The sequence below is a fragment of the Sorangium sp. So ce367 genome (assembly GCF_051520455.1).
Classification (GTDB): Bacteria; Myxococcota_A; Polyangia; order Polyangiales; family Polyangiaceae; genus Sorangium; species Sorangium cellulosum_B.
Window position 1 is genome coordinate 5,129,540 of record NZ_CP150334.1, and the last position, 21,087, is coordinate 5,150,626.

Here is a 21,087-nt window from a genome sequence, read left to right on the forward strand (position 1 = left end):
GAGGTCGGTTCTGACCGTCAACCTCGCCTCAGCCCCCCGTGGGGCGCTCCAGGTGCCCGCCGAACTTGTGCCGCATCGCGGAGAGGACCTTCTCGGCGAAGGTGTGATCGTGGCGTGAGCGGAAGCGCGCGTAGAGCGCCGAGGACAGCACCTCTGCGGGGACGGCCTCCTCGATCGCCGCCATCACGGTCCAGCGGCCCTCGCCGGAGTCCTGCACGAAGCCGCTGTACCCGGCGAGCTCCGGGCTCTCGGCGAGGGCGATCGCGGTGAGGTCGAGCAGCCACGACCCCACCACGCTGCCTCGCCGCCACACCTCGGCGATCTCGCCGAGGTCGAGCGCGTACCGGTGCTCCTCGGGCAGGCGCTCCCCCGCCGCGTTCTTGAGGATGTCGAACCCCTCCGCGTAGGCCTGCATGAGGCCGTACTCGATGCCGTTGTGGACCATCTTCACGAAGTGCCCGGCGCCGACCGGGCCGCAGTGCAGGTAGCCCTCCTCCGACGTGCTCTGCGCGCCGCCCTGGGCCTCCTGCCTGCCCGGCGTGCGCGGGATGTCCCCCGGCCCCGGCGCGAGCGTGCGCAGGATCGGCTGCACCAGGGCGAACGCCTCGGGGGCGCCGCCCACCATGAGGCAGTAGCCGCGCTCGATCCCCCACACGCCGCCGCTCGTGCCCACGTCGACGTAGCGGATGCCCTTCGGGGCGAGCGCCCTGGCGCGGCGGACGTCGTCCTTGAAGTAGGTGTTGCCCCCGTCGATGATCACGTCGCCGGCGCCGAGCAGCTCGCCGAGCTCCTCGACGACCCGCTCGGTGGGCGCGCCCGCGGGGAGCATGACCCAGACCACGCGCGGCGACGCGAGCTGCGCCACCGCATCGCCCAGGGAGGAGGCCGTCGCCGCGCCCTCCTCGCCGAGCCGCTTCACGCTGTCCTGGTTCAGATCGAACGCGACGACCTCGTGGCCGCCGCGCATGAGCCGGCGCGCCATGTTGGCGCCCATCCTGCCGAGTCCGATCATCGCGAGCTTCATCCGTCACGCTCCTGTCTGGGATCGCGGGCGTATCACAGCGGCCGGCGCGCGGCGCGCGGCGCGCGGTTGACGCCGCTCCGGTCCGGGCGCTCCTCCGGCTGCGGCGGCTACCGGCGCGTCGGCTGTGCCTGCTGCCGGATCGCGCCCACCGCGTGCTCGAGCGCGCTCTTCAGCGTGCTGAACACCGGGATCCCGTCGAGGCTGCCGCCGGACTCCAGGATGCGCCCGACCATCGCCGTCGGGACGCCGGAGACGATGCACCGGCTGCCGAGCAGCCTCGTCGCCGCGAAGATCCGCAGCAGGTGATCGATGGTCGAGGCGTCCGTCGCCTGCGCGCCGGTGAGGTCCACGATCATGAAGCGGGCGCCGTGCCGGACGACCGCGTCGAGCACCTCTTCCATCATCCGGGCCGCCCTCGCGCTGTCGATCGTGCCGATCACGGGCAGCGTGAGCACGCCGTCCCACACCTGGATGATCGGCGTCGACATCTCGAGCATCGCCTCGTGCGCCGCGCGGACCCGGTCGAGCTGCAGGCGCAGCTCGATCTGGACCCGCTCGAGCTCGTCGTTCTGCTCGCGCAGCCGCGCGCTCGCGGCGGCGAGGTCGAGCGAGTTCTTGAGCGTCGTGTACGTGGCCCCGACGTACAGCGCGTACGTGGTCGCGCTCGCCAGCGCCTTCCGGTCGATCTGGCGCTGGTCTTCCAGGGCGAAGAGCATCGTGCCGATGGTCTTCTTGTAGACCTGGATCGGCACATGGAAGACGACGTCGGGGTCCTCCGCGAGGAGCCACGCGCGCGCGCGATCCGACTCGCGCGCTTCGTCCCACGGCCCCCTGAACCAGGCGGGGCGCTGCGCCTCCAGCGCCGCGACCATCCAGGCGTCCACGACGACGCCGCCGCCCTCGGGCGCCCCGTACAGGAAGGTGCCGCGCTCGTACCTGGCCGCGATCCTGGCGCCGCCGCCGTCGTTGGCGAGCACGACGCAGAGCCGCTGGGACGGGACGATCCAGCGCGCGCTCGCGCAGACCTCTTCCCACAGCGACCGCAGGTCCGGCTGGTTGGCGAGCTTGAGGAGGATCTCGTTCAGGACGCCGAGGACGATCCATCCACCGCCGCCGGCTTCGAGGGGCTGGCCAGGCTCTGGCGTCAGCATCAGCGATCGGCGTCGAGCGGGCGGCCCGCGGCGTAGGTCCGTGGTTCGATGGCGCGCGCGGAGGCCGCTGTCATGACGCTCTCCCCGGGTCGCTCCCGCGCCGTCGTCGACGCGAGCAACGGGCTCGGGACCAGATCGAATCTCGGCACGGTGAACACTCCTCGCGCTCAGCGCGCAGCCGCATCCTACCGCGCAATCCGCCCGCGGTGGAGGGGCTCTTGCCCGAGGCGGCCTGCCGTGGAGCTGCCGCGCGGGGGAACGCGCTCGGCGCTCGTGCGTGCTACCGCTAGGACATGAAGATCAAGGCACGCGACGGCAAGGTCTACGAGGTTGCCCCTGCTCCGCCCGGCGGGAGCCACGAGGTGCGGCTCGACGGCAAGGTGGTCGGCTCGTTCGTGCTCCTGCCGGACGAGACGCAGGTCACCGTGAAGAGCAAGCCCGCCACCGACGCGCTCCTCGTGGACATCGCCGATCGGTTCGTCGCCGAGGGCGGCGCGCCCATGGGGATCAGCTGACCCGAAGCTGAGCGACTTGACATCGGTGAGCCCCCTTGCGCAGGATGCCGCGTCTCCACAGGCTCGGCGCACCCCGCGCCGGCGCCCTTCCACGCGACGATCCGCACCTGATTCTGGCTGTCATAGCGCTGCTGGCGTCGCGGGATCCATCGGAGCAGGGCAGCCTGTTGCGACCACGGAGGTAACGATGTCGGGCGATCACGGCGAGATGTGTCCGAAGCCCAAGAGGGCGCCGCACAAGGACGAAGATCTGGTCATCGCGGCGGATGACGGAAAGATCTACTACCTCCGGCGAGAGCATTTCATGAGGCCGGAGTTCGAGATCACGCAGGAGAAGTGCGCGCCTTGTTACGATCGGACGACGGAGCTACTCCGGCAGGGCGTCTCGCTCGCCTGGATCAAGCCTCGTCCGGGCAATCAGGCCTGTTATCTCGTCAATCTGTCGAGCCTGCGCCGGGTCACGCCGTTCGAAAAGCCGACGCCCAGGTCCGAGAGCGAGGACCCGATCGAGGACGTGCTGATGGCCGCCGAGGGCGCCGATCTGGCGGCCTCCCAGGCCACGGCCTCGGCGCTGGCCATGGATCTCGACGATCCCGACGAGGCGCTGCGCAGGGCAGTCAAGGTGCTCGAGAGCTCCGAGCAGGCGGCCAAATACGCGCGCACTGCGATCCAGGGCCTGACGGAGCGCCGCAAGACCAAGTGAGCGCGCGGCGCCCGCATCGCGCGGCGCCCGCGTTCGCGCTCCTCTGCAGAGGCAGCAGACCGCCCGCATGACCCAGCGCGTGCTGAAGGCGTTCCGAGAAGGCACTCACCGCCTCGTCCCTCCCGCGGAGACCCTCGCGCGACTCGCGCCGCACCTCGCCGCGTTCGGTATCACCCGGGTGGCCGATGTGACGGGCCTGGATGTCATAGGGCTCCCGGTCGTCATGGTCTGTCGCCCCAACGCCGCCTCTCTGGCGGTGTCCCAGGGCAAAGGGCTCACCCTGGATGCCGCGCGGGCGTCCGGCCTCATGGAGTCGATCGAGTCGTTCCACGCGGAGACCATGGACCTGCCGCTCAAGCTCGCCAGCTACCGCGAGCTCTCGAGGTCCCACCGCGTCGTCGACGTCGCCGCGTTGCCACGCTTCTCGGTGAGCGCCTTCCACGAGCACCACCGGCTCCTCTGGGTCGAGGGCCGCGACCTCCTCCACGAGGAGCCGGTCTGGGTCCCTCACGAGATGGTGCACACGAACTACACCCTGCCGCTCCCGGCAGGCAGCGGCTCCTTCGTCATGAGCTCCAACGGGCTCGCCTCTGGCAATCACCTGCTCGAGGCGATCAGCCACGGCATCTGCGAGGTGGTGGAGCGCGACGCGACGACGCTCTGGCGGGCCGGCGGCGAGGCCGAGGTGCCCGGCTCCCGCGTCGATCTCGACACCATCGAGGACGTCGCTTGCCGCCGTGTCCTCGCTCTTTACGAGGCGGCAGGCGTCGCCGTCGGCGTCTGGGAGACGACCACCGAGGTCGGGCTGCCCTCCTTCCTCTGCCTCATCGCTGACAGGGAGCCGGACCCATTCCGCCTCCTCTACGCGACCGAGGGGATGGGCTGCCACCCGGATCCTGGGATCGCCCTGCTGCGGGCGCTGACCGAGGCGGCCCAGAGCCGGCTGACCTTCATCGCCGGCTCCCGCGACGACGGCGACCGTGATCGATTCGAGCGTGTTCGCCACCCCGATCACGTTCGGCGGGGGCGCGAGCAGATCGCGGACCTTCGCGGGCCGCTCCGCGATTTCCGCGACATCCCTTCTCGCGCGGGTGGCAGCTTCGACGAGGACATCGCGCGAGCGCTCGATGGCCTCCGCGCGGCCGGGATCGAGCGAGTCATCGTGGTGGACCTGAGCAAGGCCGGGCTCGACATCCGTGTCGTCCGGGTGATCATCCCGGGGCTCGAGTCGGTCGACGACGTCCCCGGCTTCGTCCCTGGGCCTCGGGCCCGCGCGCGCAGGGCCGCGCGGGAAGCGGGGAGGACATGAGCGTCATCGTCTTCACGGGACCCACGTTCGCGGCGGCAGACGGCGCTGCGGTCCTTGAGGATGCCGTCTTCCTGCCGCCGGTCGCTCAGGGCGACGTGTACCGGGCCACGCTGGAGAGGCCCTGGGCCATCGGCATCATCGACGGCTACTTCGAGCGCATGCCCGCGGTCTGGCACAAGGAGATCCTCTGCGCGATGTCGCAAGGCATCCACGTCTTCGGCAGCGCCAGCATGGGGGCGCTGCGGGCGGCGGAGCTCCACGCGTTCGGCATGGTGGGCGTCGGCGTCATCTTCGAGGCGTACCACCAAGGCGCGCTGACCGACGACGATGAGGTCGCGATCGTGCACGGCCCTGCGGAAGACGGGTATCGCGCGCTCTCGGACGCGATGGTGAACCTCCGCGCGACGCTGGACGCTGCTGTGGAGGGGGCCGTCCTCCGCGCGGAGACGGGGCGCGCGCTCGCGGCGATCGCCAAGCGGACGTTCTACGCCCAGCGGAGCTTCCAGCGGCTCCTCGTGGACGGCGCGCGGGAGGGCCTGCCGGAGGACGAGCTCGGTGCCTTCCAGAGATGGCTGCCGGAGGGTCGCGTCGACCAGAAGCGGCGCGACGCCGTCGCGATGCTGGAGGCGATGGCAGCGCAGCGCGCGCGTGCGCCCGCTGCGTTGCGGGTGGCCTATCATTTTTCCTACACCGACGTCTGGGATCAGGTCTCGCGGCGTGCCGGCCGCAGCAAGCTCTCGGCGCAGCCCGACGGGGCGGCGCGCCGCCCGGCGGAAGCGCGGTCTCCCGATCCTGCTCGCGCGCCCGTGCAGCCCGAGGTGCTCCTCGACGAGCTCCGGATCGAGGGGTCGAGGTCCTATGGCCACGCCGTGCTCGGCGCGCTGGCGCGGGCGCTCGCCGTCGAGGAGGCGCGGCGCCAGGCGCTCGAGATCCCTGTCGAGCTGTTCGAGGAGGTGTTGGCCCAGGTCCGCCGGGAGAAGGGCCTGCTCACCTCGGAGAGCATCCGCGCGTGGGTGGGGGAGCAGCGGCTCGACGTCGACGATCTCACCGCGCTGATCCAGCGGGAGGCCCGCCTGCGCTGGGTGCAGACCATGTTCGGCCCCGAGATCGAGCGCCTCCTTCCCGACCAGCTGCGCATGATGGGCCGTTACGGCGAGCTCCACGCCCGGGCGCAGCACAAGCAGCAGGTGCTGACCGAGCACGGCCTCGACGCACCTTCTCTGGATGGCCTCGGCATCGCGCGGCAGGATCTCGTGGCCTGGTACTTCGCCGAGCTCGGCCGTCCTGTCCCGTCCTACCTCGATGGTTATGCGGTTTCGCTGGGCCTCGATGACGGGGACGAGCTGCTCCTCGTGCTCGCCCGGGAGCGCTGGTACCGGCACCTCACCGCGCAGTCGGGCTGAGCTGGCCCTGCAGTCCCCACCCGCCCGCGCGCTTCCCGGAGCGCCGCGGTCGGTCAGGCTACAGAGGGCGGACGCGATGAAGCCTGGCTCCAGCGGCGTTGGCCACCCGTTCAAGGCGCGCTCGCCAGCCTCACCTCGCGGAGGACCTCTGCAGGGCTGAAGCAGGCGACGGCGGGCGACGCCCCCTTGACGCGCTCCCGCAGTCTCGCCGCGAGCGCCTCGGCGCGGGCCGCGTCCGGCGCGCTCGCGCCCAGCATGCGCTGGCCGCGATGGCTGTACTCGATGAAGCGGTATTTCGAGCCGTCGGCCCACCCCGAGAGCGCGTCGCGGGTCGCGGGATAGTCGTAGTCCGGGGGCGCTGACTTGCTCACGGCGAAGAGGATCACGAACGGCGACGCGCAGCTCGAGGAGAGCGCGGCCGGCGGCGCGCTCGCGGCCCCGGCGTCCTGCGCCCCGGCGTCCTGCGCCGCCGGAGCGCCCGCGTCGGGGCCTGCCGCGCCCGGCGCATCCGAGGGAAAGGAGAGCTTCCCCGGACGAGACGACAGGATCACGGAGCGCACGTTGGACGTCGATCCCGCGAGGTACACCACGTCGGCGCTCGCGGCGGCCATCCCGGTGGAGGAGAGCCCCTGGCCTTTGGGGAACGTCGCGCGCGTATAGACCCCCTCCTTGTTCCGGCGGAACAGCTCCACCCCATCGCCTTCACCGAGCAGGATCCAGAGCGAACCATCGGCGGCGAGCGAGGCGTCCGTGACCGGCTTGCTCGAGGGGAGCGAGAGCGGCACGGCGGTCGCCCCGGCCTCCGCCACGTCGATGCGCGCGAGGGCGCTCGCCGCCTCGAAGCGCGCGACGACGTAGCGATCGCGCTCGGTGGCGAGCACCATGGCGTGGAGCAGCTTGCCGTCCCAGGCGGGCAGGGGGATCACCGCGGAGTCGGCGCGACCGGGCGCCCAGCGCTCGACCGCGAGCCGGTCGCTCTGGTCGCAATCGCGGCCGACCACGAGCACCTCGCCGTCCGGCAGGGCCGCCATCGCCTCGGCCCGGACGCGGACGGGGCACTTCGCTCCCGCGGCCCGCCGCGGCAGATCTGCCCCGCCGGGCTGGGCGAGCGAGAACTGGTCGCCCGAGAGCACGAGCGTGCGGCCCTGCGTCCAGGCCGTGGCCGCGACGGGGAGCGGCGACTCGACGAACCGATCGCCCTGCTTCCGGTAGAGCGGGCTGGCGAGGTTGTTCAGGCGCGCCCCGTCCGAGAACAACCCGTCCACGCGGATCCACACGTCGGAGGGCCACCGGCCCACGATGGACACGATATCGACGTCCGAGGCGATGAAAGGCAGCTCGGACGTGGAGGCGCCGAGGCGCAGGCTATACGGCGGAATGCCGTCTTCCTCCGTCAGCTTGCCGTCCGCGAGCGCGTAGATCGAGGTGCCTTTGAACGTGACGAGCACGCGATCGCGCAGCGGGTGCAGATAGAACGGGCGGGGACCGTCGGACGGCAGCTGATTCCACGGCACGATCTCGGCGACCTCTCGGACGTCCTCCGCGACGACGTGCAGCGCGACGGTGGTGTCGGCGATGCGCGCGGGCGGCGGGGCGGCGACCGCGGCTGAGCCGGGCTGCGATGACGCCGGAGCGGACGCCGACGGGGCCTGTGCCGAAGGCGGCGCGGACGCCGGCGCAGGAGGCGCTGGATCGCGGTGCGCCTCGGTCTCGCCCCGCTTGCACGCCGCGAGGGCGAGCGGGAGGAGGAGGAGCGGCAGGGCGAGCGTCTTCATGGGGTGTCCCTCGGCAAGCTACCTCGAACGAGCGAGACTTCGCTCTCGATGATCGCGTCTTCCTCGCGGCCGTCGCTCGCGTGCGCGACGCGCTGATAGACGACCTCGTACTGGATGGGGAGCTGCGCTGCCGCGGGGCCGAGCTCCAGCTCGACGACGACCGGTGCCCCGGCGAGCGCGGGTGCGCCGGGGCGATCGTCGGACACCGTGGTGCGCGCGCGGGCGCCGAGCGGTCCGGGCGTCTCTGCGAAGCGGCGCGCCAGGAAGCGGCGCGCCGACGCGATGACGGCGTAGTCCTCCCCGAGGACCTCGGCGCGCACCAAGAGCCGCCGGAAGAGGTCTCCTGTCGGGAAGGCATGGCCCACGCGCGCCGTGCGGAGCGTGAAGCGCGCGGCGGTCGACGAGGCGCGCTCGGCCTGCACGCGGAGCGCGCGCCGCGCGGCCTCGGGGTCGCGCGACGAAGCGAACGCGTGAGAGCGGTGGGCCGAGGGCCCGTCGCCCGCAAGCGGCATATGGCAGCGCGCGCAGGGCACGTCGGCGTAGGCCGACGCGGCGTGTTCGGTCAGCGTGAGCTGCATCGGCTCTGGCGCGCGGCGGGCGGCGTGGTCTGGAAAGGCAAACTCGTGGCACCCTCCGCACGCCGCGGCCGTCGCGAAGCGCGGATCGCGCAGCACCGGGTGGGGAACAGACGGGGAAGACGGGGAGGGGGAGCCCTGGTCGCCGCTGGCCTGCGCGGGAGAGGCCAGCGGCGCGCCGTCCACCACGTGGCAGGTGACGCACGCGACGCCGAGCTCGGCCCGCTCCGGTGGAGGAGGCCGTGAAGAGTGCGCCTCGGGCGCGTGGCAGCCGCGGCAGAACGGCAGCGGCTCCTTCGCGAGCGCCGCCTGGAAGGGCGCGTCGACGTAGGCGCGCTGGTGCTTCGACCCGCGCCACTCGCGGGCGATCTCCGCGTGGCACCGCTCGCAATCGCGGTTCACGGAGACGGAATCGAGGCTCCGGGGCGGCTCGGGTCCGGGCATGCGCGGCGGGGCGCGGCGGCTGCTCGTCGTGCTCGGCGCGAGCGTCAGGGCGGCGGCGAGGAGCAGCGCGGCGGGGAGCTTGGCCGGCCGGCGTGCCTCGTCGTGCATCGATCGGAACGTCTACTGCAGCATCTTCCACGTGGCGAGCGGAGATGCTGCCCTGCTTCTGCGCGCTAGCGATCCGATCGCCCATGCAAGTTGGGTGGGCGTCGTGGGCTATCCAGCGCACCGCGACACCGGTAAGCTCGCCGGAGCAGAATGCAGCCCTGCGCACGAATCTCGGAGCCCGTTCATCTCTTCATCTCATGTGCATCTGTCCCGGAGGACGCTGCACTGCTTGCAAAGCTCGAGGTGCACCTGAAGCCCCTCGAGAGCAGCGGGCGGATCGAGGTCTGGCACGAGGGCCGGGTCCGCGGCGGGGGAGAGCCCGCGGCGGAGGCGCGCGCGCGGCTCGAGGCAGCGGACATTGTGGTGCTGATGGTGAGCCCTGCTCTCCTCGCATCGGATCGCCATCTCCACGAGGAGGCGGCGCGCGCACTCGCACGGCGCGCTGCGGGCGAGGTGGTGGTCGTGCCCGTGCCTATCCGCCATTGCGACTGGGGTTGGACCGAGTTCGGTGGGCTTGCGCCGCTCCCAAAGGACGGGCTGCCTGTTCATGCCTGGCCGGATCGGGACCAGGCCTGGACCCAGGTCGTAGGCGGCCTGCGGGGTGTGGCGGACGGCGTGGTGCAGCGGCGAGGGGGCGGCGGAAGCCAGCGCCCGCGGGCGGCGGGGCTGCCTCCCATAGAGCGGTGCATCGGCCGGGACGCTGTGGTCGCTTCGCTCGCTGCGGCGCTCTCTCATGAGCCGCCCGGGCGCGCGCTGCTCCTCGGCGCGGCGGGGATTGGCAAGAGCACCGTCAGCCTGGCGGTCCTGCACCGGCCCGAGGTCGTGGCCCATTTCGGGGAGCGGCGCTTCTTCGTGCGGCTCGACGCCGCACCGGACGCGGCGTCCGCCGCTGCAGCGCTGGCCGACGCGCTGCGCGTCGCGCCGGGGCCGGATCTGCGGCAGCGGACGCTGTCGTTTCTCGCCGCAGAGCCCGCGGTGCTCGTGCTGGACAACCTGGAGACGCCCTGGAATAGCGACGAACAAGCCGGGACCGAAGCGCTGCTCGCGGAGCTCGCGGCGATTCCGCGGCTGGCCCTCGTCGCCTCGGTGCGAGGCGCAGGGCGGCCGGGGCGCGTGGCCTGGAGCTCGCCGGTCGAGCTCTGGCCGCTCGGGCCTGCCGAGGCGGAGGCGATGTTCTGCGCGATCGCGGGCGAAGAACACCGGGGCAAGCCCGCGCTGTCCGCGCTCCTATCCCTACAGGATGGCGTTCCGCTGGCGATCGAGCTGCTGGCGCACGCAGCGCAGGGCAACGATATCAGCAACCTGAAAGAGGAGTGAGAGGCGCGCCGGACGGCGGTGCTGGAGCGTGAGGGGGGAGCGCGCCATCGGCTCCGAAGCTGGAAGGCCTCGCTAGAGCTGTCGATCGGGTCGCCGCGGATGACGGCGGACGCGTGCCGGTTGCTCGTGGTGCTCGCGGTGCTCCCGGACGGGGTCGCGCAGCGGGATCTCGCTGCGATCCTGCCGGACGCAGGGCCTGCGGCGGCACGCGTGCTGGCGCACATGAGGCTGGCCTACTTCGAGGGTGGACGGCTGAAGATGCTCTCGCCTGTGCGCGAGTACGTCAAGGCAGCGCACCTGCCGGCGCCCGACGATCTCGGGCGGACGATGGATCACTACGGCGAGGTCGCGCGCACGTTCGGACCGATGCCGGGGAGACGGGGCGGCACCGAGGCAGCGGCGCGGCTCGCGCCGGAGACGGCGAACCTCGACGCAGTGATCCGGCGCGGGCTGGATGGCGGCGAGGCCACGCGATGGGTCGATATCGCGGTGGCGCTGACGGACTTCGCGCGGTTTTCCGGGCATGCAGCTTCATTGCCCCTTCGTCGAGCGCTGGAGGTGGCGCAGCGCGCCGGGGACAGGCGGCGAGAGGCGCTGTGCATCGAGCGCCTTGGAGACATCGCGCTGGAGCGTTCGCAGCACGACGAGGCGAGCGCGCGCTATCAAGAGGCGCTGCCGCTCTACCGAAAGGTGGGGGATGTGCGCGGTGGGGCCAACTGCATCCTGCGTCTTGGCGACATCGCGCTGGAGTGTTCGCAGCACGATCAGGCGAGAGCGCGCTACCAAGAAGCATTGCCGCTCTATCGAGAGGTGGGGGATGTGCGCGGTGGGGCCAACTGCATCCTGCGCCTTGGCGACATCGCGTTGGAGTGTTCGCAGCACGATCAGGCGGGATCATACTATCAAGAAGCACTGCCGCCCTACCGGCAGGTGGGGGATGTGCTCGGCGAAGCCAACTGCATCCTGCGCCTTGGCGACGTCGCACGAGCCCACTGTGATGCGAGCGCTGCCCGGGCTCGCTACCAAGAGGCCCTCGCTCTGTACCAGCGCATCCAGGAGCCCTACTCCATAGGCTGCACCCATAGCAGCCTCACCGCCATCGCCTCCGACTCCGCCACCCGGCGCTGGCATGTCGAGGCTGCACGCAGCGCATGGCAAAGCATCGATCGAGCCGACCTGATCGCCGGCCTGGACCAGGACTTCCCCTCCTGAGCTCGCACGACGCCGCGCGGTCCTCCAGGCTCGCGCGAGCAGCGCGACCAAGGAGCCTGTGGGACCTGTTGCCCCGAGCAGCAAATGGCGGGGCTGTCACCCGAGCAGGTGCTGCTCGCGCTGCCCGATGACGTGCTTCGAGCACTCTCCGATGCCTACCTTGACACGCTCTCGAACGAGACCCGCGCCGCCATCCGCGCGCGCATCGGCCAGTAGCGCGCCGCTCAGCCCCCTGGTCCGAACGACCCTCTAGCCGACCCGCACGTCGCACCCGCCTGGCCCGGACCACCTCGGCCGACCCGGACGTCGCGCGCCCTCGTCGACCTACGGCGCGTCGGGCTCCGCGCCGGCATCCACCGGGCTCGGCTCCGCCACGCCTCCGCTGGGGCCGGCGCCTCGGCCGCCTTGCCCCGCGCCGCCGCCGGCCGCCAGGTCTCGATGGGCGCGAGCAGCTGCAGGGCGATCTCCGTCTTCCTCGCATCTCGCTTGAAGATCATGCCCGACACGCGGACCACATAGGTCCGCAGCGCCTCCACGCCCCTGTCCAGGGCCGCGAGGACGTTCGCCGCCTCGACCTCGGCGCTCTCTCGTAGAGACCGCCCCAGATGGCGTCCACCGCGACGTCGACCGCCCTCGCGTGCGCCGTGTCCTCGCCTGGACGGGAGGGAAGGAGCGTCGCGACCGCCTTGTGCAAAGGTCGCCAGCGCGGACGCCAGATCCTCGTGCGCCTCGATTACCCCCTCGGGGATCTTCCGGGCTGCGCCCTTGTCCCCCAGCAAGGCCCTCGCGGCGGTCAGCACTTCCGTGCCCAGCGCCTGGGCGGACGGCGCGTCTAGCTTCCCAGCTTCTGGAGCTGTACCAGATCAACGGCGGTGAAGTTCCTGCTCCTGCCTGCCTCCTCTCCTGGCCATATCTGGGCGAACGCCGATGTTTGCCCGATCATAACGCTATATCCCGGCCGCCGGTCGCTCGCCAGCGTCCCGGCCGTACGCGCGCCCGCCGCTCGCAGCGGAGCGCCGCAAGAAATCGTCAATGCCGCAAGCCGCCTGAACGCCCGCAACGTCCCATCGAAACCGGCACCACCACCGCCACCACCGGCGTCACCACGAATGCGGACGGCGATGGTGTCGAGGCGCTGCCCGGCCGCCCGCCCCCGACGAGTTGACCGCCCGATGCGTAACCCGCGTCGCGTACCCCGCCGTTCACCCCACGGCGCGTATCCCGCTGTTCACTGCGCGTCGTGTACCCAGCTGTTCACCCCACGGCGCGTACCCCGCCGTTCACCCCACGGCGCGTATCCCGCTGTTCACTGCGCGTCGTGTACCCCGCTGTTCACCCCACGGCGCGTATCCCGCTGTTCACTGCGCGTCGTGTACCCCGCTGTTCACTGTGCCTCGCGCCACACGCGACACGGCGACACGCGACAGCTGCACGCGCGCACACCAGCGAACCAAAAACCTCTCAGGATCATTGTATGTTGTCCAAACTAAGAATATAAGAAGAATCATGCGATACTTCCATACGAGCGCTGCTAGCGCATGCCTCTCTCTTCTCGTGCTCGCAGGGATCCCCGGGACGGCGTTGGGGGCACCGACAGCGATCACGTTCACCGTCAACCACGCCGATTGCGGCGCCGGCGCGTTCTCGCTGTACCTGAATGGGGTCCACCTGGACACGGTCGCGAGCACCAACGGCTGCGATTGCAATTCAGAGACGCTCCAGAGGACGTTCACCGAGCCCGACGTCCTCGCCCTCTACAATCCCGCAGCGTGCAATGACCTCCAGGTCGATGTCGTGGGCGGCGGGTCGATGGCCGTCGGCTTCGCCCGCGTGTACGTCGAGGCGACCGAAGGCGCCTCGCTCCTCTGCCTGTACGATGCGGTCTCCGGCCCCATCCCCTGCGCGGATCGCGACGTCTGCGACGGCTACGAGCTCGGGCTGTCGTCGCTCGCGAGCGACGACGGCGACGACATCGCGCCGGGCCTGGGCGCGGGCTGCGACAACTGCGCCAACCACGACAACCCGGACCAGGCCGACGCGGACGGAGACGGCATCGGCGACGCCTGCGATCCGTGTCCGCTCGGCGATGGCGACGGCGATACGTTCTGTGATGCGGCCGACAATTGCGCGAGCGTCGCCAACTGGGACCAGACCGACAGCGACCTCGACGGGATCGGCGACGCTTGCGACAACTGCCCCGCCGCCGCGAATCCAGACCAGCTCGACAGCGACGCTGACGGCCTCGGAGACGCGTGCAAAGACGTGTGCGTCACCCTGCAGCGAGGCGCCTTCGGCGCGGTCGAGGACGCCGATATCTGGGAAGCCTTCCCCCGCTACAGCGACGGCCACATCCCTTACAACTACTCGGGCGACTCCAACGGCGCGCGCAAGCAGGCGCTCTACCGGTTCGGGCTCGACGGCATCCCCGCCGGGGCCACCGTCACGTCGGCAGAGTTCGGCGTCGTCGCCTTCGGATCGAGCGACCAGACCGTCCGCGCTCACCGGATCACCGCGCCGTGGCGCGAAGACACCGTGACCTGGCAGAGCTTCGCCGCGGGCTACGACAAAACCACCGCGGCGGAGCTCACCTATGTCAGCCCCTATGCCATGAGCGCCGATCTGACCGGGCTCGTCCAGGCGTGGGTCGACGGCACGACACCGAACTACGGCTTCCTCGTCGAGGAAGGGCCGAAGGGGCGCACGTCGTACCGCTCGAGCGATCACCCCTTCCAGAGCGACCGCCCCTGGCTCGAGGTCTGTTATCTCGCCCGCTGATCCATTCCGCCCCTCCGCCCCTCCGCCCCATCCCCCACACCCCACGACCGCTCCTCGGCGCTCTGATCCACCCCGCGCGGCCGCTCCTCCGCCCCGTCGTCCGCCGGGTAGGGCTGCCCGAGCGCCGCGGGAGGCGTCGCGTCGAACGCGCGCAGGAGCGGGCGGCGCGCGGCCTTCGGCAGCAGCGCGGAGGCGCGCTCCAGGAGCCCGCTCGAGGTGAGCCCGAGGACCGCGATCATCAGCGCGAACGGCGCCACGCTGAAGACCTGCGTCGGCACCGATGGCAGAGCGCTCTGGCCGAGGCTCGCCGCCGACGAGAGCACGCCGAAGAGGTACGCGCCGAGGGCCGCCCGCACCGGGTGGAAGCCGCCGAAGATCACGATCGCCAGCGCGATCCAGCCGTAACCTGCCGTGTGGCGGTGGCTCCATCCCGCCTTGAAATCGAGCGAGTACGCCGCGCCGGCGATGCCCACGAGCGCCCCGCCCACGAGCGTCGCCGCCGTGCGCACCCGCGTCACATGCGCCCCGCGCGCGTGCGCCGCCGCCGGCTGCTCGCCCACCGCGCGGAGGAGGAGCCCCGCGCGCGTGCGATACAGGAAGAGCCACGCGCAGGCGACGAGGACGTAGCTGCCATACACCAGGGGATCGCTCTGGAACAGCAGCGGCCCCACGAGCGGCACGTCCCGCAGCACCGGGATCGACGCCGCCGGCACCGTCGGCCCGGGGACGCGCACGTACGGGCCGCCGAGCACCGACGAGAGATCCGCGCAGAGCATCGCCAGGACGAAGCCGACCGCGATCTGGGAGCGGCCGAGGTAGACCCCGCCGATCGCCACGACGAGCGCGACGAGCGCCCCGGTCGCGGCCGCGGCGGCGAAGCCGGCGAGGACGCTCCCGGTCGACAGCGCGGCCGCGAAGCCGACCATCGCCGAGAGCATCATCGCGCCCTCGGCCGAGAGGTTGATGACCCCGGCCCGCTCGGTCAGCGTCTCGCCGACCGCCGCGTAGACGAGCGGCGTCGACGCCGCGAGCGCGGTCGCGAGCAGCGAGAGGAGCTCGGCGCCGCCGTCGCTCATGAGGGCTGCTCCTTCCATCCGAGGCGTCCTTCCATCAGGCCTGCCCCCATCGGCCTCGTCCTCTTCGGGCCTCGTGCCATCACGCCACCTCCGGCCGGCCGCCGCCGCGCGCCGCCCGGGGGGAGAGGAGCGCGAACAGGACGAGCGCGCCCTGGAGCACGCCCGACAGCGAGGACTCCAGCCCGAGGGTCATCGGGAGCTCCAGGCTGCCGACGTTGAGCGCGCTGAAGAACAGGGCGATCGGCGCGACGAGCGCGGCGCGCCGCCCGGCGAGCATCACCACGAGCAGCGAGAGGAAGCCGAGGTTGCTCGAGATGCTCGGGATGAGCCGGTGGAACGTGCCGAGCACCTGCAGCGCGCCGGCGACGCCGGCGAGCGCGCCGGAGACCGCGAACGCGAGGAGCACCTGCCGCGCCGCGAGCACGCCGAGCACCTCCGCGGCCGGCGGGCTCAGCCCCACCGCCCGCAGCCGGAGCCCGAGGTGGGTCCGCCCGAGCACGACGGCGGTCCCGAGGAGCGAGAGGACCCCGAGCAGGAGCGCCACGGGGCTGAGATCGGTGCCGCCCAGCGTGGAGAGCCGGAGCGCGCCGTCGAGCGGCTCCGTGCCGGCCATGGACGCGACGCCAGGGCGCTTCCACGGGCCGAAGACGAGGTACAGGACCAGCCCCTGGGCCACGAAGTTCATGCCGAGGCCCGCGAAGATCTCGCTCACCCGGACCCGCGTGTGCAGCGCGCCCGTGAGGGCGCCCCAGAGCACCCCGCCGATCGCGCCCGCGCCGACGCAGAGCGCGACGACGGCGCCCGCCGGGAGGTGCGGCCACAGGGCGCGCGCCGCGCCCGTGGCGCAGACGGCGCCCAGAACGAGCTGCCCCTCGACGCCGAGGTGGTAGAGCCCGGCGCGAAACGTGAAAAGCAGGCCGCTCCCGCAGAGGAGCAGCGGCGCCAGCGTGACGAGCACCCGCGCGGCGCGATCCGTGGAGCCGAACGCGCCCTGCCACAGGCCCGCAGCCACCGCCGCCGGCGAGGCGCCGAGGAGCGCGCAGAGGCCCGCCACGAGCGCGAACGCCAGGGCGAGCGGTGCGAGGCGAAGGAGGAGGGCTACGGCCCCGCGGCGCGGCGCGCGGCGCACGGCGGGCTCGGACGGGGCGCTCGGTTCGGCGCTCATCGGTCGGACCCCGCGGGCGCCGGGGGCGGCGCAGGTGCACAAGGCGCCGAGGGCAGGGCGGCGCCGTCGAGCTCGCCGCCGATCATCCGCCCGAGCCGGTCCAGCGTGAGGTCGGCGACGCCGACGGGCGGCGAGACGCGCCCGCCGCTGAACACGAGGATTCGATCGCTGTAGCGCATCAGCTCATCGAGATCGGACGACGCGAACAGGAGCGCCGCGCCGGCACGGCACCGCGCGAGGAGCTGCTCCCAGACCCAGCGCGCCGACGCGATGTCGAGCCCCCGGGTCGGCTGCTCCAGGAGGAGCAGCGCGAGGCCCGCGGGGAGGAGCGCGAGCTGGGTGCGCTGCTGGTTGCCGCCGGAGAGCCGTTCGACGGGCGTGTCGGGCCGGCCCCGGATCCGGAGCGCCTCGATCGCCCGCTCGGCGGCGCGGCGGATCTCCCCTGGGCGCAGGAAGAGCCCGGGCCCCGGCGCGCGCAGCGCGACGTGCTCCTCGATGGAGAGGCCCGCGATGAGGCCCTCGCGACGGCGATCGGCGGGCAGGTAGCCCACGCCGGCGCGCAGGAAGGCCGGGTAGGGGCGGCCGGTCAGGTCGGCCCCGCCCACGACGACGCGTCCCCGCCGCGCCCGGAGCAGCCCCGCGCACGCGCGCAGCAGGAGGCGCTGGCCGCTCCCCTCGAGGCCCGCGAGCCCGATCACCTCGCCGCGGCGGACGGCCAGGTGGGCGATGCGCACGTCGAGCCGGTGATCGCCGAACGCCACGGCATCGAGGGCGAGCGCCGCGCCGCCATCCGGCTCCGCGCCGCCGCTCGGCTCGGGCAGGCGCTCCAGGGGCGCGAGCGCCGCGCCTTCCTCAGGGGACCGCTCCTGAGGCGCACGCGCCTCGCCGAACATCAGCGCGACGAGACGATCGGCCCCGGCCGGCATCTCCGCCTCTCCCGCCACCTTGCCGTGCCGCAGCACCGTCACGCGATCGCAGAGCGCCTCGACGTCCGAGAGCTTGTGCGACACGAGGACGATCGCCTTGCCGTCCGCCTTGAGCCGCCGCAGCGCGGCGAACAGGGCCTCCTGCTGTGCCCCGGAGATCCCCGTCGTGGGCTCGTCCAGGAGCAGCGCGCGGACGCCCAGCGAGAGGAGCCGCAAGAGCTCGATCTGCTGGCGCTCCCCGAGGGTGAGCCGGGCGACGTGCTCGTCCGGGTCGACGGAGAAGCCGAAGCGCGCCGCGAGCGCGAGCAGCTCCTCGCGCGCCGCGCGCCGGGGAAGAAAGACGCCCGCGGCGCGGCCACGGCCAGAGAGCAGCGACCGCGTGCCGCCGCCCGCGCCGGCCGCGCGGGGCCGGGCGACCAGGTAGCTCTCCAGGACGGTGAGCGGCGGGAAATCGAGCGGCTCCTGGTGGAGCACGCCGACGCCGGCGACGAGCGCGTCCGCCGGGCTCGCGAGCGCCACCGGGCGGCCGTCGAAGAGCAATCGGCCCGCGTCCGGGCGGAGGAGCCCGCCCAGGATGCGGAGGAGCGTGCTCTTGCCGGCGCCGTTCTCGCCGAGTAGCCCGTGGACGGCGCCCGCCTGGATCGTCAGCGACACGCCGTCGTTGGCCTTGACCGGGCCGAACCGCTTCGCGACGCGCTCGATCTCGATCCGCATGGATCACCGCCCGGAGACGGCTACTTGCTCGGCCCGGTGATCCCCCGGACCAGCTGCGGCAGATACCAGATCTGCTGGGGCGTCGCGGCCTCGCCGTCCTTCAGGAACTCGGTGCCGTCCTGGAACTTGAGCGGCCCCTTGAAGAGGTCGAGCCCGTTGGCGAGCTCGATGACGAACGCGCCGAGCGGCGCCTGCGCCTCTCCCAGCGCGGCGCCGGGCCCGAAGCCGACGACCGACGACTCGCCGTTCAGGTCGCGGAAGTCCGGCCCTTGCCAGACGAACTCGCTCGCGTACTTGCCCGCGCGCGCCTTCTCGATCGCGTCGCGGTAGAGCGGCGCCCAGTTGTAGTACGCGACGCCGAGGCAGACCTCCGGCGCCAGGTCGCAGCCGGCCCTGTGGTCGTAATGGACGTACTTGACCTTCTTGCCCGCGCCGCTCGCCTTCTTCGCCTGCAGCGCGGCCTCGGGCGTGTCGAGCCCGGTCATCAGCACGTCGAAGCCGCCGCCGATGAAGTCGTCCGACACCTTGGTGGGGTCGAGGGTGACGCCCGGGATGTTGAACCAGAAGCCGATCCACGTGACCTTGAACGTGAGGTCCCCCGGCTTCTTCTTCTGGTACTTCTCCCAGCAGTACCGCGCGCCGAGGTACGCCGCGGTGACCAGCCGGCGGGTCTCGTCGTTCACGAGCGGGCCGACATACCCGATCTTCCCCGTCTCGGTGCCGAGCGCCGCGGCGCACCCGGCGACGTGCTGGGCCGTCTCGATACGCCCCATGAGGTTGCCCAGGTTGGGCTGGGGCTTGTGGTTCTTGCCCTCCTTCCAGGCGTAATCGCCGGAGATATGGATGACCGTGACCTCCGGGTGCTTGCGCGCTGTCTCGAGGGCGTCGTCCTTGTAATCGTCGGAGTTGTAGACGACGAACCGCGCGCCCCGGGAGATGAGATCGTCCGCGACCTGGGAACCTTTCACGTTCGGGCGGTCGGCCGGGTTCACCTTGTCGACATACTCGAAGCCGACGTCCGGCATCTTGGCGAGCACCGACCGGATGCCGTCGTGATGGGCCTGGTTCCACCCCTTGTCGTTGTAGGGGCCGACCAGCACCATGCCGACCTTGTATGCGGCGGCCGGCGCCGCGGGCGCAGCGCTCGCCGGCGCCGCGGCGCTGGGGCCGGCGGTCTTCTCCGACGGCGGGCTCGTGCTCGTCGAGGAGCCCTGGCACGCGCCGGCCAGCAGCGACAGCGCGATGGTGAGGACGGCGGGCGAGCGGACAGCGAGGGACGCGGGCGACTTCGGCGAGCGAGGTGTCACCGAGGCATCGTGGGCGGGAATGTCGCAGGGTGTCAAGAACCGCCGAGACGGACGACGCCGAGCGCAGGTGCCGGGCGTCGTCCGCGTTTCACTGCGGTATCACGATCACGTCTTCGCAGGTGAAGTCGACCCCCAGGGCCGCTTCGGGGTCCGACTGGATCGTGGCGCACGTGCTGTCGCAGAGCACGATCTGGGTCGGGTTCGCGGCGCTGTCGTAACGCCAGGCGTTCTCGCTCGCGCACTCCTGGTCGTAGGAGAGCGCCGTCGGGTTACCTCCGCCGCTCTGGTACGTCACGCGGACCCGCTGCGCGTCGAAGCTCCGCCCGTCGGGAGCGGGCGGGATCTCGACCGTGCAGGAGACCGAGGCGCCGCGGATCGCGTTGATCGCCGCCTTGAAGGCGGCCGAGGTCGCCCCGGGATTGCCCGTGTCGATCAGGTAGGCTTGCTCCGTCCCGCCCGCGTCGGCGATGTCGTGCAGGTTGTCGAGGTCGTGCGGCGCGCCCTCGATCGGGGGGTTGTCGACGCCGATGACGTACGTCGGGACGCCGTCCGCGAGCGCGCCGGCCGCGGCGTCTGACACGCCCTGGATCCTGTTGGCCTCCGTGCCGCAGCCCGCAGGATAACCGTCCGTGACGAGGACGATGGCGTACCTGCCAGGCGTGGCCCGCCGCTGTGCCTCGACGAACGAGATCGTCCCCTGCATGACGAACAGCGTCGGCGTGCCGCCGCGCCAGTCGGCGCCGGGCGCCGGCGTGACGGCGTCGATCGCCTCGGCGAAGCGCGCAGAGGGCAGCGCTGTCATCGGGACCTCCGGTGTCTCGTAGGTGTCGGCCGCGCACTTCTCGTCGCGGTCCTCGTCCTCGCTCGGAAAGAACCTGAGCGACGCGTTGATGCCCTCGGAGAGGGGATCACCGAAGAACTGTTTCGTCGCCGCAACGACCGGCTCCCATTTGAGCTCCCTGTCATACCAGGGCTCGTCGCCCATGCCCATGCTGCCGGACACGTCGAACGCGAAGGCGAGGTACACGGGCTGGAGGTCGGCGCTGGCCGACTGGGTGGCGCACGCCCCGCCTTGGCCCGAGGAGCTGCCGTTGCTCGAGGAGCCGCCTTGCCCCGAGGAGCCGCTTGCGCCCGGACCACCCGATCCGAAATCGCCGCTCGTGCTCTGGGAGCTCCCCTGGCCAGAGCCCCCGCTCCCCGGGCCGCCGCTCTGCGAGCTCCCGTCGCCGTCGCTGGCACCATTGCCCCCACATCCAACGCCAATCGCACCCACTGTCAGCAACGCAATGGCCATCGTGGGCAATCTCATAAGTCGAACCCTCCATGAAGCGCGGCCGGGCGCGTGTCGCCGGCGCCAAAGCCGTCGATTCTGCGTGAGACACCCGGAGCAGACACGGCCTTGAAGCTCGCTCCCGGTGCTCGCCATCCGGGAATCATAGCTGACCAACATGGCAGCCGGACGACGCACGGATCAGAAATGCTGCTTTCCGCCAACGCGGTCCGGCAATGGGTTGCCGCGGCCCAGCATTCCTTGAAGTGTGGTCTCCTCTCTCACCATAGCTCGGTGCGCGACGCCCGGTGTATGGAA

Annotated in this window: 18 protein-coding genes and 1 pseudogene; 8 read left to right on the forward strand and 11 right to left on the reverse strand. The window is 71.9% G+C overall.

Features of this window, described 5'->3' with window-relative positions; genetic code table 11:
• Positions 1–28: 28 nt before the first annotated feature.
• From gnd to WME97_RS19545, 3 genes are all read right to left on the reverse strand, one after another.
• Positions 29–1,024: a phosphogluconate dehydrogenase (NAD(+)-dependent, decarboxylating) gene (gene gnd, locus WME97_RS19535; RefSeq protein ID WP_437553810.1), complete on the reverse strand. Its 996-nt coding sequence runs from the start codon at positions 1,022–1,024 to the stop codon at positions 29–31.
• Between the two features lie 107 nt (positions 1,025–1,131).
• On the reverse strand, positions 1,132–2,175 hold the full coding sequence (locus WME97_RS19540) for an STAS domain-containing protein (protein WP_437553812.1): 1,044 nt from the start codon (positions 2,173–2,175) through the stop codon (positions 1,132–1,134).
• Positions 2,175–2,324, reverse strand: a complete 150-nt coding sequence (locus WME97_RS19545; protein ID WP_437553814.1) for a hypothetical protein — start codon at positions 2,322–2,324, stop codon at positions 2,175–2,177. Before WME97_RS19545 ends, WME97_RS19540 begins: the two co-directional genes overlap by 1 nt.
• 144 nt (positions 2,325–2,468) lie before the next feature.
• Between WME97_RS19545 and WME97_RS19550 the strand changes: the two genes are divergently transcribed.
• The 4 genes from WME97_RS19550 (at position 2,469) to WME97_RS19565 (ending at position 6,105) form a co-directional block, all read left to right on the forward strand.
• Positions 2,469–2,690, forward strand: a complete 222-nt coding sequence (locus tag WME97_RS19550; protein ID WP_012236178.1) for a hypothetical protein — start codon at positions 2,469–2,471, stop codon at positions 2,688–2,690.
• A 187-nt stretch (positions 2,691–2,877) separates the two neighbouring features.
• Positions 2,878–3,393 (forward strand): hypothetical protein, encoded by a 516-nt coding sequence (locus WME97_RS19555; protein ID WP_437553816.1) that lies wholly within the window; start codon positions 2,878–2,880, stop codon positions 3,391–3,393.
• A gap of 67 nt (positions 3,394–3,460) precedes the next feature.
• A complete protein-coding gene (locus WME97_RS19560; RefSeq protein ID WP_437553818.1) occupies positions 3,461–4,702 on the forward strand; it encodes a YcaO-like family protein in 1,242 nt (413 codons plus the stop codon).
• A complete protein-coding gene (locus tag WME97_RS19565; protein ID WP_437553820.1) occupies positions 4,699–6,105 on the forward strand; it encodes a TfuA-like protein in 1,407 nt (468 codons plus the stop codon). Before WME97_RS19560 ends, WME97_RS19565 begins: the two co-directional genes overlap by 4 nt.
• A 110-nt stretch (positions 6,106–6,215) precedes the next feature.
• Here the strand turns inward: WME97_RS19565 and WME97_RS19570 are convergent, their stop codons facing one another.
• Together WME97_RS19570 and WME97_RS19575 are read right to left on the reverse strand one after the other, a co-directional pair.
• Positions 6,216–7,880: a hypothetical protein gene (locus WME97_RS19570; RefSeq protein WP_437553822.1), complete on the reverse strand. Its 1,665-nt coding sequence runs from the start codon at positions 7,878–7,880 to the stop codon at positions 6,216–6,218.
• Complete coding sequence (locus WME97_RS19575; protein WP_437553823.1) at positions 7,877–9,007, reverse strand: multiheme c-type cytochrome; 1,131 nt, start codon at positions 9,005–9,007, stop codon at positions 7,877–7,879. Before WME97_RS19575 ends, WME97_RS19570 begins: the two co-directional genes overlap by 4 nt.
• Positions 9,008–9,157: 150 nt before the next feature.
• On the opposite strand from WME97_RS19575, the gene WME97_RS19580 reads away from it, so the two are divergent.
• From WME97_RS19580 to WME97_RS19595, 4 genes are all read left to right on the forward strand, one after another.
• Entirely contained in the window at positions 9,158–10,324 is a 1,167-nt protein-coding gene (locus tag WME97_RS19580) for a TIR domain-containing protein (RefSeq protein WP_437553825.1), read from the forward strand.
• A 99-nt stretch (positions 10,325–10,423) separates the two neighbouring features.
• The gene (locus tag WME97_RS19585; RefSeq protein WP_437553827.1) at positions 10,424–11,536 is read left to right on the forward strand and encodes a tetratricopeptide repeat protein; all 1,113 of its coding nucleotides are present in this window, start codon (positions 10,424–10,426) and stop codon (positions 11,534–11,536) included.
• Between the two features lie 84 nt (positions 11,537–11,620).
• A complete protein-coding gene (locus WME97_RS19590) occupies positions 11,621–11,752 on the forward strand; it encodes a hypothetical protein (RefSeq protein WP_437553829.1) in 132 nt (43 codons plus the stop codon).
• Between the two features lie 1,365 nt (positions 11,753–13,117).
• A complete protein-coding gene (locus tag WME97_RS19595; protein WP_437553831.1) occupies positions 13,118–14,311 on the forward strand; it encodes a DNRLRE domain-containing protein in 1,194 nt (397 codons plus the stop codon).
• Here the strand turns inward: WME97_RS19595 and WME97_RS19600 are convergent.
• The 6 genes and pseudogenes from WME97_RS19600 to WME97_RS19625 form a co-directional block, all read right to left on the reverse strand.
• Positions 14,296–15,387: an ABC transporter permease gene (locus tag WME97_RS19600; RefSeq protein WP_437553833.1), complete on the reverse strand. Its 1,092-nt coding sequence runs from the start codon at positions 15,385–15,387 to the stop codon at positions 14,296–14,298. The genes WME97_RS19595 and WME97_RS19600 overlap by 16 nt on opposite strands.
• A gap of 79 nt (positions 15,388–15,466) precedes the next feature.
• Complete coding sequence (locus WME97_RS19605; protein WP_437553835.1) at positions 15,467–16,552, reverse strand: ABC transporter permease; 1,086 nt, start codon at positions 16,550–16,552, stop codon at positions 15,467–15,469.
• The gene (locus tag WME97_RS19610) at positions 16,549–17,478 is read right to left on the reverse strand and encodes an ATP-binding cassette domain-containing protein (RefSeq protein ID WP_437555437.1); all 930 of its coding nucleotides are present in this window, start codon (positions 17,476–17,478) and stop codon (positions 16,549–16,551) included. The genes WME97_RS19605 and WME97_RS19610 overlap by 4 nt, the downstream gene beginning before the upstream one ends.
• A gap of 174 nt (positions 17,479–17,652) precedes the next feature.
• Positions 17,653–18,129 (reverse strand): annotated as a pseudogene (locus WME97_RS19615) (ATP-binding cassette domain-containing protein); the annotation flags it as partial.
• Positions 18,130–18,212: 83 nt separating this feature from the next.
• Positions 18,213–19,499, reverse strand: coding sequence for a BMP family lipoprotein (locus WME97_RS19620; protein ID WP_437553837.1), 1,287 nt, complete (start codon positions 19,497–19,499; stop codon positions 18,213–18,215).
• 88 nt (positions 19,500–19,587) lie between these two features.
• Positions 19,588–20,808: a vWA domain-containing protein gene (locus WME97_RS19625; protein WP_437553839.1), complete on the reverse strand. Its 1,221-nt coding sequence runs from the start codon at positions 20,806–20,808 to the stop codon at positions 19,588–19,590.
• Positions 20,809–21,087 lie beyond the last annotated feature (279 nt).